Raw genomic sequence first — 16854 nt, 5'->3', positions numbered from 1 at the left:
GACGCCATCCCCGACCGCGACCACTTGACTCCCCCCACCTCTTCGGGGTGGCTTGCGTACGTCTGTCTGTTCGCCGGTAGCGCTGTAGTCTCTAACCGATGATCCCGTCCAAACTGCCATAAGGCTTGATGGTTTCGCCTGCGTACCAGGTGTCCTTGGTTGCTCCCGAAGAAAGCAAGACCACGGCGTTACCGAGATTGGTGCAGGAGACAAGGGCTGTCGACGGCTTGGTGATTGCCGACCGTTGCGTAGGATCGTCGTTGTTGACCAGATCGGAGACGTTGCCCAGCCAATCTCCGTCCGCATTCGTCTTGTAGAAGTACGCCGTTGATTTGGCATTGGCGTCAGGTCCCACGCCGGGCAGAGTTCGGCCGATAATCGGCTGGTCGAGGCCGCCGTAGCGACCATTGGTGTTGCCAATCATGCTGTAAGGGAACGTCAGGTTTCGTTTGACTTCGCTTACATGGTCGCCCTTCCATAGTATTGCCTCGCAGCTCTGGTCAGGCTGGCCGGTTCCCCGATTATCGAACTGAACAAGCTGGCCATTATGAAGGTCGTAGGCCATCTTTGCGAAGGACTCTTCTGCCGCAGCAGCCGGTCCCGCAGCCGAGATAGTAGCGCCGACAGACAGGGCCGCCGTGGCGGCCAGTAGCATTGCGGTTCTCTTCAGAGACATGCTCGGTCCCCTCTTTCTTGTAGTGTCACCGCGCGAGCGCTGACCGGATGGAAGGCCAGGAGGCCTTGAGTTCCCGCTCCCAGTAGCCCCAGGAGTGAGTGCCGGTGTTCCGAATGTGAACCACGGCAGGAATGTTCAACTGACGGAGACGATCAGCCAGTTGCTGAGTACAGACGTTCATTGCGGTCTCGATGCCACCGCCGAGAATCACCTGATCGGACATCGACAGTGCCTGATCAGGTGAGGCACCGGGCGGCAGCGCCTCGTCTTCGCCGGGCAAGCCGGTGTTCGACGACAGGTAGACGGTCGTGCCGCGCAGCTTCTCCGCATTGAGAAAGGGGTCGTTGGCCCGCCAGCCAGGGCCATCAAGCGGACCCCACATGTTCGTCATATCCGCCTTGCCGCGGTCCTCAACCACCGCGCGAATGAACGCCTGTCCAATCGGATCGCTGGTGCGGGCGCAGCCGCTGTAGGACGCCGTCGCGCGATAGAGGTGGGGTGACCGCGCCGCCAGATTCAGCACCGACGTTCCGGACATCGAGATACCGGCGATCGCGTTCCGCCCATTTGTTCCGAGTTCCTGGTTGAGCACTGGCGGCAATTCGCGTGTCAGGAACGTTTCCCACTTCTGGCGACCGAGTCTCGCGTCATCGCGCTGCCAGTCGGTGTAATAGGAGAAGGCGCCTTTCAGCGGCGTTACCACGTTGACGTGCTTGCCGGCAAAGAACTGCTGATAATCGGTCCGCGCGGCCCAGTTCGCTCCATCTTCACCGCCGCCTGCGCCGTTCAGTAGATAGAGCATTGGGGCCGGCCGATCCGAAACGGGGCGAAGAACCATGAGTGGAATGTCGGCATTCATCGCAGCAGAGCGCACCACTATCATCAAATGCTGAGGCCCCACGACGGTCCGCTCAATGATTCGCACCCCGGATGGTTGAGCCTTGGAAACCGGAGCAGCGGCGACCATTATCGCCGCAGCAAGGACAGTGGCGACGACTACCACCAAATGCTTCCCGAAATACACGAACCCTCTACTCAAACTCGAAGATGGAGAGCTCAGTAGACCGTCTCTTCGGGCTCGACACAAGCCCGAAAACCGACAAATAGGGAAAATAGACCGAACGGGCGACACATTCTCTCGGCCGATCAGATCCTGGGTTCGGAGGTGCCCTTCCCCTTCGGATCTCAGTGTGGCTGTCACTCAGAGTGGTTGAACGCGGCGATGCCGACGTGTGAAAGCGTTGCGGGTTGGCCGCATTCACTGGCGACTGAAAGGCGAGCAGAAGTCCAGTTTGAAGACCAGGCAAGCAGTCGCCAGCCGACCGCCACCCATGCCAGGGCATGGGCCGCGCAGTCCAAGCCCGCGAACGAGTCAGACGAGTGAACCCCTCAGCAGGGGAACGCAATTCGTTGTTTGGTACCCATTTCTCACACCATCCTAGGAGGGTGAATCGTACTCAAGCACAAGACCCTGACGCTCTCGGGCGTCAAAGTCGCCAGCCTGGCCGACGGCCAGTTCGAGGGCTTCGCTTCGGTATTCGACAACCTGGATAGTCAAGGCGACGTGCGCCGTGGAGTGTTCGCCAAGTCTCTCGACTCCGGGCGCGTGACTTCAAGCGTGGCGGCCAGATCGGTGAAGACCCGGCCGCCAAGTCTCGGGCCAAGCTCGCAGCGCTGCACCGCACCAATCGCACTAGCGGGGAGCGCGCCACCGAGGCCAACATGACCCGCCGGCGCTCGGGCGAGGCCTCGGCACCGACCCGACGGAGCTCCTCAGGCTCGTCGTCGCCGGTCCATCGTCACCGCGACAGTGGAGGTGGTGGAGGTACTGCGCCGGCCTCGGCCGCACTACGGCCGGCGATGGGTGTGAGCCTCGGTGGCCGACGACAGAAGCACGAGATCGCTCCCGGCGTCCGGTGCTCCACATGCACCCTCGGGATCACCAAACCTGTCCGGTCACGCACCGGCGCCTATCAGCCCGGGTGGAATGCGGAGCGGAACCTGGACGAGATTCCGAGTGAGTCAGGGACGTCAATCGGGTAGGTGAGGAGTAGACGTCGTTCGAGCTCGCTTGTCACCTTGATTGCGGACATGATCGGGCCGTCGGGTCCGACGATGGTGTTCCACAGCTCTCGCGCGTTGCTCGTTTCCTCGGCGCCCGAGTAGTCGATCTTGACTACCCGCTGGAGAAGATCAACGGCGCGGGAATGCGTCTCGCGAACCTTTGACCAGTCCTGATCTTGCTCTAGGAGTCCGCCGAAACTGAACTTCAGCCGCTCGATGGATCTCGCAGCCAGTTCCACCTCGGCGCGTGCCTCAACCCACGTTTTGCGCGTGACCTCGCTTGCGGCCACAACCCCCTCGTGGCCGAACCACACGAACATCCGAACTGCGAGTGACGCTGAAACAAGTGACTGCCCGTAGGCTTCGAGAACCTGAATGTCGTTATCCCGGCGCTTCTACTGGGCGCCCAACTGTGCAACATCGCGGGCCGTGGCCCGGGATACGGTCGTGGTGACGATGACGAATGTTCCACCGATCAGTGCGACTAGAAGCGGTACCCACACTTTCGAGTCCGTGCACGGACATTGCCGCCTGGCCGCTGCCACACTGGAGATCGCGGTCCGCGACGGGCTCCTGGCCACCAACCCGGTGGCCAAGGTCCGGCGTCCCAAGGTCACCCGATCCGAGGCCCGCCACCTGTCCACCGCCGAGGTCAAGTCCCTCCTATCCCACGCCAAGGGCTCCCGGTACTACCCGGCCGTCTTCCTCATGGCGTTCACCGGCCTACGTCGCGGGGAGGTGGCCGGACTGGCGTGGTCGGACGTGGACCTGGCCAAGGCCGAGATGACGGTCAAGCACACGCTGGGTCGGGTCGGCGGGGAACTGGTGCTCTCCGAGCCCAAGACCACCCGGTCCCGGCGTCGGGTACCGCTGGCCGCTCCCCTGGTGGCCGAACTCAAGGCCCACAAGATCCGCCAGGACGCCGAGCGCAAGACCGCGGCCAACGTCTGGACCGAGACCGGGATGGTGTTCACCACCGCTGCCGGGACGATTGTGGACCCGAGGAACATGCTCCGCGTCGTGGAGGTGGCCGCCAAGGCCGCCGGGATTGAGGACGTGGGAGCCCACACACTCCGCCACTCGGCCGCGGTCGGGCTCCTGGAGGGTGGGGCGCACATCAAGGCCGTGGCCGACATCCTGGGCCACTCCTCCATTGCGATCACCGGCCACATCTACGGGCACACCTCCGACGACGCGGCACGGTCGGCGCTGGACAACCTCGGGGCCGGTCTGTCGTGAGATCCCCGTTGGCGTATGGCGTTGGCGTACGAACGCAAAAGAGGCGGTCTCCGGTGACCGGAAACCGCCTCTGACCTGCGTCGGGCTGACAGGATTTGAACCTGTAGCGCTCAGAGCCCCGAAAACACGTCTTGACCTGGCAGAACTAGCGCGTTTACCTGCAATATCAGACACACGCCGATCGGACATAAATGCACGTGAGCGGCACCGATGTAGTCTCTTATTGCGCGTTTATTGCGCGCAACAGAGGAGGCAATCATGGCAGGCAAGACCCGGCGCGGGTTCGGACGTATTCGCCAGTTCAGGAGCGGCAACTGGCAGGCCAGCTACACCGGCCCCAAGGGTGAGGTCTACATCGCTCCCAAGACCTACCCGACCAAGGAGGACGCGGAGGGTTGGCTGTACCAGGAGAAACGACTCATAGACCTGGAGACGTGGACCCCGCCGACCGCGCGCGCCGAGGCCAAGGCCGTCCAGGGCCTCACGCTCAAGACCTACGCCGACCGCTGGCATGACGAGACGGTCAACCGGCACAAGCCGAGGACGCGCGCCCTCAACCGCGGGTACCTGGACAACGTGATCCTTCCCGGCCTCGGTGACCGGCCGCTCAAGGCCCTCACCGTGGCCGAGGTCCGGGAGTGGCACGCGGGCCTGGGCACCGAGTACCCGACGCGCAACGCCAACGCCTACAGCCTCCTGCGGACGATCCTCAACCAAGCGGTGGATGACGAGATCCTGGACACCAACCCATGCCGGGTGAAGCGTGGCGCGGTCAAACACCGCAAGTCCGAGCCGGTGGCCCTGTCCGCCGAGGAGATCCGGGCCTTGGCCGACAAGATCACGCCGCGATACAAGGCCTGGGTACTCCTGGCCGGGTTCTCCGGGCTCCGGTTCGGTGAGCTGACCGCACTACGACGCTCAGACATCGACATGTCCAAGGACGGCCTGGCCGTCACCGTCCGGCGCGCCGTCACGCGCGTGGACGGTGGTTTCAAGGTGGACCGGCCCAAGTCCGCGGCCGCGCTCCGCACCGTCCCGCTCCCCGAGGGTCTCCGGCCCGCGCTAGAGCACCACCTCAAGACCTACACGCTCCCCGGCAAGGACGGCCTGGTGTTCCCGACCCGGACCGGCTCCATGATGTTCGCCTCCACGTTCCGGTATTCGTTCGCGCGTGCCGCCGAGGCCGCGGGTAAGCCCGAGGTCACCCCGCACGGCCTAAGACATTCGGCCGCAACGCTATTCGCGCAAGCTGGCGCGACCCTGGCCGACCACATGGTCCTCATGGGCCACACCTCGGCGGCAATGTCAGCGCGCTACACCCACTCCACCGAGAGCCGGACCCGCGGCCTGGTGCAAGGCCTCTGGAGTTAACGCTCCCCGTTAGTGTTGACCGACGAAGTCAACACGGCCACAACAGGTTTCGACGCGCCAATAATTGACGGATCGAACGACCTGGCTTACATTGTTCATCGTTAACGCATTAACGCGTAGACCGAGGGCTTACGTCTAGATCCTCGGGTGCGGGACCCGGCGGGGCTCCAGTTCGCGAGACGTGGAAACCACCCACACCTCTCCGAACTGGAGCCCCGCCCGTGTCTACTCGCACACCTTCCAAGTACGTCTCTCCCGGCCAGCTCGCCGCCGAACTCGGCCTATCCGACCGCACCGTCCGCCGGTGGATCGCAGAGGGCAAGATCGCAGCCGTCCGACTGTCCGCGCGCGTCATTCGCATTGACCGCGCCGAGGTGGATCGATTCCTCTCCGAGGCCTCCGCGTGAGCGCGGCCGTCCTGGTGGCCGTCGCAGCGCTGGCGTTCGGGCTCGGGGTCTGGGCCACCGTCATCGTGACGACCATGGCCACCCGCCACCGACCTCCGGCCAGTTGCATCCTGGCCTCGGTGCCCGCCGACGCCACCGAGTCCATGGCGCGCATCCTGGCCGCCGAGGTCCGGCCCAGGCCCTCGGGACCGGCCGACTCCGAGGCCTCAGAACGCGCGCCCGCGTGACGTTTCGCCAATCACCAACCCGACCGAGCGAACGCGTCAAGGCATTGGGCCGCAAGCACTTACGAGAACCAGGAGGCACTCACGTGCCCACGAAAACGGAAACGGCCCTCGGCCAGTCGCCAGCCGAGGACCATCCCACCAACCCGTCGAACACGTCAGCACTCGACACCGCCAGGATACCGGACCACGGTCCGGTTGCGGAGGACCGCGCCGCGTCGGCCGCGGTCACGCCGATTGAGGACCTGGTGACCGTTCGGCTGGAGAAGGCCGTCCGTCTGGTCCACCGATCCGGCGGTAACCCGCATGAGTTCGCCACCGCGGTGTCCAAGGAACGCACCCGCCGACGCGCCGCCGAGGCCGTGACCGACGCGGAGAACGCCGCCAAGGCCGGTGAGGTCGCTGCACGTATCGAGTCAATCTGGCTGGACCGCGACGACCTGGACAGCCTCCCCGGCCCCGAGCCGCTACTCGGCACGCTCCTGTTCCGTAAGTCGCTGGTGGTCCTGGCCGGTGCGCCGGGGAGCTTCAAGTCCTTTGTGGCTCTCGACTGGGCCGCGACGGTGGCCACCGGCAAGTCCTGGCAGGGCCACGGGGCCGCCCGCGGGACCGTGGTGTACCTGGCCGGTGAGGGTGAGGCCGGTTTCCCCAAGCGGCTCCGGGCCTGGGAGACCGCACACAACCGGGGAGCCAAGGCCCCGCTCCAGGTGTTCCCCCGGCCCATGGGTCTCCATCGTCCCGGAGATCCCGAGACCCAGGCCATGGTGGGCTCCATCGTCCGGCGTCACCCGGACCTGGTCATCGTAGACACCCTGGCGCGCTATTCGCCTGGGATGAACGAGAACTCGGCGGAGGACATGGGCCAGATGGTCCAGGTCCTCTCCCGAATCAAGGACGAAACCGGCGCGTGCGTCGTCGTGGTTCACCACACCACCAAGGACGGCGGCACCGAGCGCGGCTCCTCGGCCCTACGCGGGGCCTCGGACGCGCTCTACATGATGGAGTCCCCGAACAAGACCCGCCGGACCGTCCAGTTCTCCATCGACCGCGCCAAGGAGGAGGCCTCTGGCGGTCCGCCGCTCAAGCTGGTCTTGGATCGCGTGGAGACACCCATCGGCACGTCGCTGGTGATCCCGCGGGTGGACCCGTTCGCCGCCGAGGTGGTCCCCGAGGCCCCGTCCTCCATGCCAACGGCCAAGTCCACCAACAAGATCAAGCTCCTGTGGAACATGTACGTCCACATGCGCGACACCGCCAACGGGTGGACCGCGGCCGAGATCCGGGCCTTGGTCAAGGACTCACCGCTCAACCTCGGACCGAACGAAAAGCGCCGCTGGGGAGAGACCTGGGGCCAGGCCACCAAGGACAACTACGTCATCCAGGCCGCCGGGACTCAGCGGTGGGAGCTGGACACGCACCTGGTGGAAAACGAGTTCGGATTCAACGCCGAGACCGAGGACTACTACCGCTATTACGTGCTGGAGGAGGGCTCCCATGCCGACGGCTGACAGGGGTCCGCTCCGGGGGTCCGGTGGGGTCCGCTGTGACTTGGGACACAGGGGTCCGCTCCGAGGGTCCGCTCGGGGTCCGGTGGGTCCGCTCCAGTCAGTTATCCCAGGCCAGGGCATGTTTTCCGAGCGGACCCCGAGCGGACCCAGGTCGATAGGTCCGCTTGAGGGTCCGGTCCGGGGTCTTTAGCCCCGGACAAGCGGACTTGACCCAAGAAACGAACAACGAACAAGGCCGGTGAGCAACAACCAATGACCACCTCCACCAACCCGAACCGTGAGGCGAACTCCTACCGATCAGAGGAGTTCCCAGTGGCAGATCCACAACGGGCCGCCGACCGTATCGCGGCCAACTTCGCCAACGGCACCATCCCGCGGGAGACATCCCGGCGCGGCCTCGGTGACCAGCTCGGCGTCGAGAAACCCCGCCGACGACGCGGACGGTCCGCCGAGTCCAAGGCCTTGGCCGACCAACTCCTGGCCGAGGAGACCGGCGCGTGACCTCGGCTACGCGTCGGCGCGTACTTACCCGTGACCTCAACCGGCACGACGGTCCGGTGGCGTTGGCCGCCGAGATCCTCCGCGGCACCGCCGACCTGTCCGGTGCCGCGTGTGCCCGTGATCCGCGTCTATTCGACGTGGACCGGCGCGCCGAGGATCTCGGTTACCGCGATGAGGGCCAGCGGTGGGGCCGGGTCCAGGCCATGTGTCGGTCCTGTCCGGCGCGCGCGGCGTGCTGGGCATGGGCGACCAGAGCACCTCATAACCGCGCACCATCCGGCCCGACCGCGGCGTCGGTCAACTCACCGTTCAAGTCCGGCCCCGTCTCCGCCGCCGTGATGACGGCACCCGAGCAGACCGAGCCCGCGACGTGCGACGGCCAGGAGTGTGACCGGCCAGCTCGGTATCGGGGTCTGTGCATTGCCCACCTCCGCCGGTATCGACGGGACCCGGACCAGCCACGTGAACACCTGCTCCGGCCACTGACCAGCCAGCGCCGGAGATACCCACCCGAGGAGCCGAGGGCAACGGTCAAGCGTGGCGCGCGGTCCCGGATCAAGCCGTCGATCAACCGCAAGCGTCGCAACAGGACTCAACGATGAGCGCGACTGACACCACGGCCGCGAGTACGTGCTCGGTGGCCGGTTGTGACCGTTCGGCCGTCAAGCGCGGCTGGTGCTCGGCGCACTACATGCGGAATCACCGGACCGGCTCTCCCACGGGATCGGTGCCGCGGGCGCGTCTGGACATCGCCGGTCGCCGGTTCGGCCGCCTGGTGGCCACCGAGCCGGTCGCCGGTGCTGGCTGGCGCTGTCTGTGCGACTGCGGACGTACGCGCGTGGCCCGCACCGCTGACCTGACCCGCGGCATGGTCCGCGAGTGCTCACACCTCGGCGTGGCCCACGGTCCGCTTACCGATGACCAGCCAGGCGAGGGGTAGGGGGTAATCGCCGCTGGTCATCGCCCACGACGCCAGCTCCGCCGGTTACCTGGCGTGAAAGAACCGGGGACCACGGTCCGTTTATCTGGGCCGCATGTTCACCCAGGCCGTTAACACCGACAGAAAGTGACACCACCACCATGCTCGACATCACCGTGACCCCGGACGGGGTCCGCGACGTTGCCCGACTGACCAACGCACTCCGCGACGGCGACACTCCCGAGGTCCTGGAGCCGCTGGTGACCGCGGCCTCCGCCGACCCCGGCCGATTCCTCGGCGGGGCCTTGGCATTGCTGCTCACCGTCCGCACACCGGGGCAAGATCCAGGCCTCACGCTGCACCACCGCGCGGAGAACGTCATCCACGGCCTGGAGCGCGACCAGTGATCCCCGTCCGCGCCACCGGCGTCAAGTCCAGTCATCTGGTCCGCGGCGTCGGCCACCATGACCACACCGAGTACCTGACCGATGACGGTCGCCGTGTCGTCGTCGCTGAGTATCGCAAGCGCACCGACCCGCTCCGCGTCACCTGGTGGGACGCGGACGGCCAGCGTCACGAGATCCAAGCCCGGTGCTCGGCACGAATGGCGCTCGCCTGCGCCGGGTTCGAGTTGACCGCTAACGACACGCGTTAGCCTGCAACACAACGTATTTCGCTCCATCCGCCGACCCCGCCGAGGGTGTATCGTCGGCGGTGGCCGAGGTGGTCTCCGACCGCCGACGCCGATTCTCGCTCGCTGGGCCAGCCACCAGTCGCGGGTCCGCCGCTCGGGGATCTCCACGAGATCCGCTGAGACGGCCAGACCACCGCGACGGCCGCTATCCGGGAGTGCGCACTCACAGAACGGTTCGTCCGTCGTCGGTGTCCTCCCTCCAGAGCGCCGCCGACGACGGGCGGACCTCCAACACTCCCCCAGGAGGTCCCAGTGACTCATCTCCCCGGCCAGGACGGCCGATTCAGCTTCTACGACCAGACCGACGACCAACTCCGCGCACGTCGCGCCGAGCTTGCCCGTGAGGGCCAGGCGTTCCTGGCCAAGAAGTCCAAGGACGGCGCGGACATCGAACGCGCGGGCCAGGTGGTCTCGCACGTCAAGGCAATCGACGCCGAGCTGGCGGGCCGTAAGGAGCGCCGCTCCGGTGGCGGCCTCGGTTCGGGCGACATGCGCACCATCGACCACGAAAACGGCAGCATTGCCGGCGGCGTCGGCGCAGCGGGCAAGACCTACCTCACCTCGGCGGGCATGAAGGCCGCCGGTGCCGAGCTGGCCGTCAAGATCGGCGCTCCCCAGGGTGGCGGCCTAAAAGCTCTCACGGTGAGCAACGGGACCGCGGTGGCAATCACCGCACCCGGCCTGGCACCGCTCGGCCGTCCGGCCACCGTGCTGGACAAGATCCCCGTCATCGCGGCGTCGGCCCCGTCGTTCCGGTTCCTCCAGCAGACCAGCCGGAGCAACAACGCCGCGGTGGTCGCCAAGGGAGCCACCAAGCCCGAGAGCGTCTATGGAATCTCCACCGTGGACCGCACTCTCCAGGTGGTCGCCCACGTCTCCGAGCCCGTATTCGAGTACGACCTCCAGGACATCCCGAACCTCACCGCGTTCATCCAGGCCGAAATGGAGTTCGGCCTCGGGTTCGCGGTGGAAAACGCACTGTTCAACGACACCGGCGCGGCCGGTGAGCTGCACGGTCTGGCCGGGACCTCCGGCGTCCAGGCCCAGGCGTTCGGCGTGGATCTGCTCACCACCACCCGCCGCGCACTGACCAAGATCGAGAACCTGGGCTACCAGGGCTCGGTGTTCGTCGTGAGCCCGAGCGCGCTGGAGGAGATCGACCTGGCCACCACCTCGGGGTCCGGTGAGTTCCAGAACGTGCGGGCACCGTTCGACCGTGCCGAGTCGCGGCTCTGGGGAGTGCCCACCGTGGTCTCCACCCAGCTCCCGGCCGAGACGGCCTACCTCCTCGGCGCGGACGCGGTGGCGCTCTACTCCGACCCCGGCGCGCGTATCCGGGTGGAGTGGGACAAGTCCAACGATGATTTCGTGAAGAACTTCATCCGTTGCCGCCTGGAGGGCCGGTTCGAGATCGCGGCCACCCGGCCGGAGGCAATCGTCCGTATCGACACCGCGGAGTAAGTCCCACCGCACACCACCGCACGACTGGCGGCCTCGGTCCTCCTGGAGATCCGGGGCCGCCTGGCATTGGTGGGGTGGCAAGATCTCCACATGTCTATCGTCATCGCCTGTATCACCGCGCTTTCCGGGTTCGCCGGTGTCTGTATCGGCGGCCTCCTGACCCACCGGCTAGCGCTGAAACGCGAGGGCCTCTCCGAGCAGCGGGCGTTGCGGACCGAACTCAGTCTCCGAACTGCCAAGTCACTGGTGGCCGCTCTCAGCAATCCCGAGCCGGACGATTCGGTCTGGGAGGCACTGAACGACATTCTGATGATCGGCACCGATGATGAGGTCCAGGCTGTGCTGGAGTTCTTCGCGGAGCGGAAGCGGACGGGGTCGATGGATCTTTCACCTGTGCTGGAGTTGGTCCGCGCCAATCTTCGGGAGTCGCTGCAACTGTCGCCGTCGCCGCTCCCCGCAGGTGCGCAGTTGGTCGTCCCTGAGCGGAGGACTCGGTCCGAGTCGTAGACAATGAGCTGGTGTCGGCCGCACTGGCGACCTGACAGAATCTCAGGCATGGGACCACACCGCAAACGCGTTCAGCTCGCTATTGACGGCACCGACATCACCGTGTCGATTTTTCCCGACACCGGAGAGGTCCGAGTCACCTCGGCGCAGCAGGTCCCAAGCCACGAGCCGGACGGGCAGGCACGTGAATCCGGTTACACCGTGGTGGTGAAGCCAGACGGGCCGAACGCCAAGGGTCGGGAGCGCGGCAACCGAGCGACGTACCGCGTCACCGAGGACCTGGAGATCCTGCCGGTGACGCGGTGACGAAACCCGCCTCTACGGAGTGACCTGGCCCTGCTGTTTCCGAGCAGCCACCGCCGCCTTGGCCTTCGCAACCTTCGCAGGCGATTGGTAGACCTCCACGAGGATCTCCTCCATGAGGGCAATCACCATCTGGGAATCTTCCTCGGTGACCGGTTGAGCAAAGTCGCCGTGTGCCATCTCGTTGCCGAGGTCGCGGATGCTGTGAGCACCGTCCTTGATGTGTTCGCGGACAAGGCTCTTCGCGAACATCTCATCAATCTTCGCTTTGAGAACACCGTTCGATATCCCCTTGTCTTTGGCGGTTGCCTCGATGACAGCTCGCGCCAGCAAGATCGACGCGCGGTAGTGCTGCGCCGCGTGGCATTCGAACGCCTCAGTGGCGGAATCCGCAATCTTTGGCGGCACATCGTCATAGGTCTTGGTAGCGCCCGGCCGTGGCATCCAGAAGTCGACTCCATGCATCAAGAACGTCTGCTCGATGGTACGCATCCACTCACGTTGGACCTCAACCACTTTTATGCCGATGGCGAGAGCTTTGCACGAAGCGCATTTGAAAGCGCCGTAAACGGCAATGTAACCGTCACGCACCTTTGGATCATCGTGGCTCTGAGCGGCACTACCGTCCACCAACTCGTGGCTCGTAAGTGCGTTGCAGTGCCAGCAAACCGTGTTCGGCACTGGTCACACCTCCTTGCGCCAGCGACCGAACGCTGGAGGTTCGTCGGCGCGGATGGACAGCGAGGTCAAACCGTCACCAATGACACCGCTCCTACTCCTGCCGCCGAGCGACAGCCAACCGCCGGACAGGTCATGCACCTGCCCTGTCTCCTTGACTGTGATGGTCCTACGCACACCGTCCACCTCAATCGAACTGTCAGTCAGATCAAGCGTCCACCACGGCAGTGTCTCCAAATAGCCGATGTACTCCGCAACCGCTTCAATGTCGGGGAAGTACCGGTCCGCTCGACCGTCCTCCGTACCAAACGGCCTAACCGCGTAATGAGACTCGAACACCCGACCACTCTGGGACCTCTCCTCCCCGGCAGTCGTGAGCACCGCATACCCCATCGGCACGGCGCGCTCGTTCAGCTCTCTCGCTCGGTTGAAAGCCTCGGCAGTTCGCCGCACGTAGTCGTCAGTAGTCATGTGAGCACGATAGTCGGGCACCCTGACACGATGACCCGCAACGCAAAACGGCCCCGACTTCCAACGAGCCGAGGCCGCTATTGCGCGCTTATTGCGCGATGACCCTGAACCAGCACATAAGTGCTGGTCAGACGGTCGGGCTGACAGGATTTGAACCTGCGACCACTTGACCCCCAGTCAAGTGCGCTACCAAACTGCGCCACAGCCCGTTGCCTTCCGAAGAAGGCCTAGATGACATTAGCCGACCACCCCCGTCTGGGACCAATCGGCTGGTCAGAGGCGGTTTTGGGCGCTTACTCCTGTTCGGAGGTCTGCTGATACCACTGCCAGAGTGCGGTCAAGATCACAGAACCTGCCACCGCGCCGATCAGGCCGGGCCAGCTCCACCCCATTCCATGGCCGGTGACGACGCTGGCGAAGACCCCGCCGAGGAATGCGCCGGCGAGTCCGGTGGCGCATGCGAGTCCCCAGTCCAGGCTGGCGCGCTTGCGGCCGAGGATGAGCTGGGCGAGGAAGCCCACGAGGATTCCGAAGACGATGATTCCGATGAGGATCATGTGGGCAGTATCACACAGCTGCCGGTGCCTGTGTTCGGGGTTGGCACAGGGTGATCCGATCGCAACGCTCCCCCGGTCGGGTGCGTGATGCACCGGATCGAGGGAGCGTCGTCGAGGGGGTATGGCCAGAGCGGCGGTCAGCGCTTGCGCCGGTCCCGCCGCTCGCGCACACGCACGTTGATCCGCACCGGCGAGCCGTCGAACTCGAACTGCTCGCGCAGACGACGTTCCAGGAAGCGGCGGTAGCCGGCCTCGAGGAACCCGGTACTGAACAGCACGAAGGTCGGCGGACGCACCGACGCCTGGGTGGCGAACAGCACGCGCGGCTGCCGACCACCGCGCAGCGGCGGCGGATTGGCGGCGATGACCTCTTTGAGCCAGGTGTTCAGCGGGCCGGTGGACACGCGCTTGTCCCACGACTCCAGCGACGACTCCAGGGCCGGCACGAGCTTCTGCACCGCGCGACCGGTCATGGCCGAGATGTTCACGCGACGTGCCCACGGGACGCGGGCGAGCTCACGGTCGATCTCCTTGTCGAGCTGGTAGCGACGGTCCTCGTCGACCAGATCCCACTTGTTGAACGCGATCACCAGGGCGCGACCGGATTCGATCACCATCGACAGCACCCGCAGGTCCTGCTCGGTGATCGGCTGCGACGCGTCGATCAGCAGGATCGCGATCTCCGCGGCGTCGATCGCCGCGCGTGTCCGCAGCGACGCGTAGTACTCGTGACCGCTGGCGGTACGCACCTTGCGGCGCAGACCGGCGGTGTCGACGAACTGCCAGGTGCTGCCGCCGAGCTCGATGAGCTCGTCGACCGGGTCGACGGTGGTGCCCGCGACATTGTCGACCACCGAACGCTCGGATCCGGCCAGCTTGTTCAGCAGCGAACTCTTGCCGACGTTCGGCTTGCCGACCAGCGCCACACGACGCGGTCCGCCGAGCTGCCCCGACACCTCACGCGGGGTGGTGGGCAGCTTCGCCAAGATCACGTCGAGAAGATCACCGGCACCACGGCCATGGGCCGCCGACACCGGATACGGTTCGCCGAGACCCAACGACCACAACGACGCGGTCTCGGCCTCCAGACGCTCGCTGTCGACCTTGTTGGCCACCAGGATGACCGGGGTCTTGGACCGCCGGAGCACGCGCGCCACGGCCTCGTCGGTGGCGGTGGCACCCACGGTGGCATCCACCACGACGACGATCACGTCGGCGGTGTTCATCGCCCGCTCGGCCTGCGCCGCGACGGCCTGCTGCAGCCCCTTGGCGTCGGGTTCCCATCCGCCGGTGTCGACGACGCTGAACCGTCGACCCGACCACGACGCCGAGTACGACACGCGGTCGCGGGTGACACCCGGGATGTCCTCGACGACGGCCTCACGTCGGCCGAGGATGCGGTTCACCAGCGTCGACTTGCCCACGTTCGGCCGGCCGACGATGGCCACCTCGGAGACCCGCTCGAATTCCCCGAACTCGTCGAGTGCATCGAAATCACCGATTTCCCAATCGGATTCATCCGACCAGGTGCCGTCTCCGGGCAATGCGGTGATGTCGCTGGACTGCTGATCGCCGATGTCGGTCACGATGCAACTCCGATCCTCGCCCGGACCAGGTCGACCAGATGGTCGAGCACCTGCTCCAGGGTCATGTCACTGGTGTCCACCATGATCGCGTCGTCGGCCGGACGCAGCGGCGACACCGCACGGGTGGAATCGAGATGATCGCGGCGGTTCACCGCGGCGAGCACCTCGTCGAGATCACTGGGCCGGCCGGCGGCCAGATTCTGCCGATGACGACGCAGCGCGCGCGCCTCCGGGGTGGCGGTGAGGAAGATCTTCACCACCGCATCCGGGAACACCACGGTCCCGATGTCACGCCCTTCCACCACCAGCAGTTCGTTCTCGGCCTGGCGGCGCTGCAGGTCCACGAGTTTGGTGCGAACCGCCGGGATCGCCGACACCGCAGACACATTCGCGGTCACCTCGTCGGTGCGGATCGGCCCGGACACGTCCTCGCCGTCGAGCAGCACCCGTGACGCACCGGTCCCGGTGGGCTGCAAGACGATGTCGGCGGCATCCACCACGGCGGTCACCGCATCGGCGTCGTCGGCGGGCACTCCGGCCCGCAACACCGCGAGGGTCGCCGCGCGGTACATCGCGCCGGTGTCGAGATAGTGGGCACCGACCTTGTCGCCCAACAGCTTCGAGATGGTCGACTTACCGGTCCCGGCGGGACCGTCGATGGCGATCACGCCGGCGTTCACAGACCGACCGCCTTGTACAGCGCACCCACCTCGTCGCGCCCGAGCACACGCAGGCTGCCCGGCCGCTGCTCGCCGAGGGTGACGGTGCCGATGTGCGTACGCACCAGCGCCTGGACCGGATGTCCGACGGCCTCCATCAGGCGGCGCACGATCCGGTTGCGGCCCTCGTGCAGGGTGATCCGGACCTGCGACTGTCCCTCGTGCACGGCCAGCACGGTGAAGCTGTCCACCGAGACCTGACCGTCCTCGAGTTCCACACCCTCACGCAGGGTGCGGCCCAGGTTGCGCAGCACCTCACCACGCACGGTGGCGATGTAGGTCTTGGGCACCTCGTACGAGGGGTGCATCAGACGATGGGCCAGCTCGCCGTCGTTGGTCAGCAGCAGCAGACCCTCGGTGTCGGCGTCGAGGCGGCCGACGTGGAACAGGCGCTGGCCCGCCATCACGCGCTCGGCGACGATGTCACCGACGCAGGGACGGCCCTGGTCGTCGGACATGGTCGACTGCCAGCCCTTGGGCTTGTTCAGTGCCAGATACTGACGGGTCTCGTCGATGATGACGCGGGCACCGTCGACGCGGATCACCGCGGTGTCGGGGTCGATCCGCAGGCCCTGTTCGGTGACGATCTCGCCGTCCACCTCGACGCGACCGGCGGCGATCATCTCCTCGGCGCCACGCCGCGAGGCCACGCCGGCCTGGGCGAGCACCTTCTGCAACCGGACGCCGTCGGCGACGTAGGTCGCACCACCGTCGTCGGTGCCGGCGGACACCGTCTGGTGCCGAGCGGGCTTCGCATTGTTGAGCCGAATGCGTCCGGCGTTCACATCAGGCTGTGAACTGCCCTTACGATGCCTCTTCTTGCCCCGGTGCTCGGCCCCACCGACGCCGGCGGCGCCTCGGTGCGTGGGCTTCTTGCCGGTGCGTTTGGGCTGACCCGCCCCGCTCTTCGCGGTGGGTTTGCCTCGCTTGCGCGGTCCCGGTGTGCCATCTCGGCCAGCGGTTGCCATG

21 protein-coding genes and 1 tRNA gene are annotated in these 16854 nt (G+C 66.0%); 12 read left to right on the top strand and 10 right to left on the bottom strand.

The features are described from left to right. Positions 1 to 91 precede the first annotated feature (91 nt). The 3 genes from Q9K23_RS24400 to Q9K23_RS24390 form a co-directional block, all read right to left on the bottom strand. The gene (locus Q9K23_RS24400; protein ID WP_152972829.1) at positions 92 to 676 is read right to left on the bottom strand and encodes a hypothetical protein; all 585 of its coding nucleotides are present in this window, start codon (positions 674 to 676) and stop codon (positions 92 to 94) included. Positions 677 to 701: 25 nt separating this feature from the next. After that, positions 702 to 1700 (bottom strand): alpha/beta hydrolase family protein, encoded by a 999-nt coding sequence (locus Q9K23_RS24395; protein WP_261978024.1) that lies wholly within the window; start codon positions 1698 to 1700, stop codon positions 702 to 704. Between the two features lie 949 nt (positions 1701 to 2649). Continuing rightward, positions 2650 to 3060, bottom strand: a complete 411-nt coding sequence (locus Q9K23_RS24390; RefSeq protein ID WP_053777969.1) for a hypothetical protein — start codon at positions 3058 to 3060, stop codon at positions 2650 to 2652. A gap of 136 nt (positions 3061 to 3196) precedes the next feature. On the opposite strand from Q9K23_RS24390, the gene Q9K23_RS24385 reads away from it, so the two are divergent. The 12 genes from Q9K23_RS24385 to Q9K23_RS24330 all read left to right on the top strand — a co-directional run bounded on the left by Q9K23_RS24385 (position 3197) and on the right by Q9K23_RS24330 (position 11877). Beyond that, the gene (locus Q9K23_RS24385; RefSeq protein WP_305950315.1) at positions 3197 to 3979 is read left to right on the top strand and encodes a site-specific integrase; all 783 of its coding nucleotides are present in this window, start codon (positions 3197 to 3199) and stop codon (positions 3977 to 3979) included. Positions 3980 to 4237: 258 nt separating this feature from the next. Then, positions 4238 to 5350: a site-specific integrase gene (locus Q9K23_RS24380; RefSeq protein WP_020793212.1), complete on the top strand. Its 1113-nt coding sequence runs from the start codon at positions 4238 to 4240 to the stop codon at positions 5348 to 5350. A 221-nt stretch (positions 5351 to 5571) separates the two neighbouring features. Continuing rightward, the gene (locus tag Q9K23_RS24375; RefSeq protein WP_020793213.1) at positions 5572 to 5757 is read left to right on the top strand and encodes a helix-turn-helix domain-containing protein; all 186 of its coding nucleotides are present in this window, start codon (positions 5572 to 5574) and stop codon (positions 5755 to 5757) included. After that, positions 5754 to 5984: a hypothetical protein gene (locus tag Q9K23_RS24370; RefSeq protein WP_053777967.1), complete on the top strand. Its 231-nt coding sequence runs from the start codon at positions 5754 to 5756 to the stop codon at positions 5982 to 5984. Before Q9K23_RS24375 ends, Q9K23_RS24370 begins: the two co-directional genes overlap by 4 nt. Before the next feature lie 245 nt (positions 5985 to 6229). Then, positions 6230 to 7489, top strand: coding sequence for a helicase RepA family protein (locus tag Q9K23_RS24365; RefSeq protein WP_160319619.1), 1260 nt, complete (start codon positions 6230 to 6232; stop codon positions 7487 to 7489). 312 nt (positions 7490 to 7801) lie between these two features. Next, the gene (locus Q9K23_RS24360) at positions 7802 to 7990 is read left to right on the top strand and encodes a hypothetical protein (RefSeq protein ID WP_152972828.1); all 189 of its coding nucleotides are present in this window, start codon (positions 7802 to 7804) and stop codon (positions 7988 to 7990) included. Between the two features lie 598 nt (positions 7991 to 8588). Next, the gene (locus Q9K23_RS24355; RefSeq protein WP_053777966.1) at positions 8589 to 8930 is read left to right on the top strand and encodes a hypothetical protein; all 342 of its coding nucleotides are present in this window, start codon (positions 8589 to 8591) and stop codon (positions 8928 to 8930) included. A gap of 140 nt (positions 8931 to 9070) precedes the next feature. Beyond that, complete coding sequence (locus Q9K23_RS24350) at positions 9071 to 9316, top strand: hypothetical protein (RefSeq protein WP_020790078.1); 246 nt, start codon at positions 9071 to 9073, stop codon at positions 9314 to 9316. Beyond that, on the top strand, positions 9313 to 9564 hold the full coding sequence (locus Q9K23_RS24345) for a hypothetical protein (protein WP_020790075.1): 252 nt from the start codon (positions 9313 to 9315) through the stop codon (positions 9562 to 9564). Before Q9K23_RS24350 ends, Q9K23_RS24345 begins: the two co-directional genes overlap by 4 nt. Before the next feature lie 291 nt (positions 9565 to 9855). Then, positions 9856 to 11064 carry a phage major capsid protein gene (locus Q9K23_RS24340; RefSeq protein WP_020790086.1) on the top strand — a complete coding sequence of 403 codons (1209 nt, stop codon included), beginning with the start codon at positions 9856 to 9858 and terminating at the stop codon, positions 11062 to 11064. A gap of 90 nt (positions 11065 to 11154) precedes the next feature. Further along, positions 11155 to 11571 carry a hypothetical protein gene (locus Q9K23_RS24335; protein ID WP_152972827.1) on the top strand — a complete coding sequence of 139 codons (417 nt, stop codon included), beginning with the start codon at positions 11155 to 11157 and terminating at the stop codon, positions 11569 to 11571. A 48-nt stretch (positions 11572 to 11619) separates the two neighbouring features. Next, the gene (locus Q9K23_RS24330) at positions 11620 to 11877 is read left to right on the top strand and encodes a hypothetical protein (protein ID WP_020790088.1); all 258 of its coding nucleotides are present in this window, start codon (positions 11620 to 11622) and stop codon (positions 11875 to 11877) included. A 12-nt stretch (positions 11878 to 11889) separates the two neighbouring features. Here Q9K23_RS24330 and Q9K23_RS24325 read toward each other — a convergent pair whose 3' ends face one another. The 7 genes from Q9K23_RS24325 to Q9K23_RS24295 all read right to left on the bottom strand — a co-directional run bounded on the left by Q9K23_RS24325 (position 11890) and on the right by Q9K23_RS24295 (position 16853). Continuing rightward, on the bottom strand, positions 11890 to 12366 hold the full coding sequence (locus tag Q9K23_RS24325) for a DUF4145 domain-containing protein (RefSeq protein ID WP_305950314.1): 477 nt from the start codon (positions 12364 to 12366) through the stop codon (positions 11890 to 11892). Between the two features lie 192 nt (positions 12367 to 12558). Further along, positions 12559 to 13023 (bottom strand): hypothetical protein, encoded by a 465-nt coding sequence (locus tag Q9K23_RS24320; RefSeq protein ID WP_053777965.1) that lies wholly within the window; start codon positions 13021 to 13023, stop codon positions 12559 to 12561. A 135-nt stretch (positions 13024 to 13158) separates the two neighbouring features. Continuing rightward, positions 13159 to 13232: transfer RNA gene (locus Q9K23_RS24315), tRNA-Pro, on the bottom strand. 84 nt (positions 13233 to 13316) lie between these two features. Next, positions 13317 to 13580 (bottom strand): putative membrane protein, encoded by a 264-nt coding sequence (locus Q9K23_RS24310; RefSeq protein ID WP_020790072.1) that lies wholly within the window; start codon positions 13578 to 13580, stop codon positions 13317 to 13319. 137 nt (positions 13581 to 13717) lie between these two features. Beyond that, the gene (der, locus tag Q9K23_RS24305) at positions 13718 to 15157 is read right to left on the bottom strand and encodes a ribosome biogenesis GTPase Der (protein WP_053777983.1); all 1440 of its coding nucleotides are present in this window, start codon (positions 15155 to 15157) and stop codon (positions 13718 to 13720) included. 5 nt (positions 15158 to 15162) lie between these two features. Continuing rightward, a complete protein-coding gene (cmk, locus tag Q9K23_RS24300) occupies positions 15163 to 15846 on the bottom strand; it encodes a (d)CMP kinase (protein ID WP_020790076.1) in 684 nt (227 codons plus the stop codon). Further along, positions 15843 to 16853 carry a pseudouridine synthase gene (locus Q9K23_RS24295; protein WP_053777964.1) on the bottom strand — a complete coding sequence of 337 codons (1011 nt, stop codon included), beginning with the start codon at positions 16851 to 16853 and terminating at the stop codon, positions 15843 to 15845. The genes cmk and Q9K23_RS24295 overlap by 4 nt, the downstream gene beginning before the upstream one ends. Position 16854 lies beyond the last annotated feature (1 nt).

It is taken from the genome of Gordonia sp. NB41Y (genome assembly GCF_030718915.1).
GTDB classification, from domain to species: Bacteria; Actinomycetota; Actinomycetes; order Mycobacteriales; family Mycobacteriaceae; genus Gordonia; species Gordonia desulfuricans.
This window is presented reverse-complemented; position numbering and strand designations above follow the sequence as displayed.

Excerpts from the sequence above, each read along its gene's own strand:
- Q9K23_RS24350 (WP_020790078.1), top strand. The coding sequence starts at position 9,071 with ATGCTCGACATCACCGTGACCCCGGACGGGGTCCGCGACGTTGCCCGA.
- Q9K23_RS24310 (WP_020790072.1), bottom strand. The coding sequence starts at position 13,580 with ATGATCCTCATCGGAATCATCGTCTTCGGAATCCTCGTGGGCTTCCTC.
- Q9K23_RS24380 (WP_020793212.1), top strand. The coding sequence starts at position 4,238 with ATGGCAGGCAAGACCCGGCGCGGGTTCGGACGTATTCGCCAGTTCAGG.
- Q9K23_RS24320 (WP_053777965.1), bottom strand. The coding sequence starts at position 13,023 with ATGACTACTGACGACTACGTGCGGCGAACTGCCGAGGCTTTCAACCGA.
- Q9K23_RS24330 (WP_020790088.1), top strand. The coding sequence starts at position 11,620 with ATGGGACCACACCGCAAACGCGTTCAGCTCGCTATTGACGGCACCGAC.
- Q9K23_RS24325 (WP_305950314.1), bottom strand. The coding sequence starts at position 12,366 with ATGCGTACCATCGAGCAGACGTTCTTGATGCATGGAGTCGACTTCTGG.
- Q9K23_RS24385 (WP_305950315.1), top strand. The coding sequence starts at position 3,197 with ATGACGAATGTTCCACCGATCAGTGCGACTAGAAGCGGTACCCACACT.
- Q9K23_RS24400 (WP_152972829.1), bottom strand. The coding sequence starts at position 676 with ATGTCTCTGAAGAGAACCGCAATGCTACTGGCCGCCACGGCGGCCCTG.
- Q9K23_RS24355 (WP_053777966.1), top strand. The coding sequence starts at position 8,589 with ATGAGCGCGACTGACACCACGGCCGCGAGTACGTGCTCGGTGGCCGGT.
- Q9K23_RS24295 (WP_053777964.1), bottom strand. The coding sequence starts at position 16,853 with ATGGCAACCGCTGGCCGAGATGGCACACCGGGACCGCGCAAGCGAGGC.
- Q9K23_RS24390 (WP_053777969.1), bottom strand. The coding sequence starts at position 3,060 with ATGTTCGTGTGGTTCGGCCACGAGGGGGTTGTGGCCGCAAGCGAGGTC.
- Q9K23_RS24335 (WP_152972827.1), top strand. The coding sequence starts at position 11,155 with ATGTCTATCGTCATCGCCTGTATCACCGCGCTTTCCGGGTTCGCCGGT.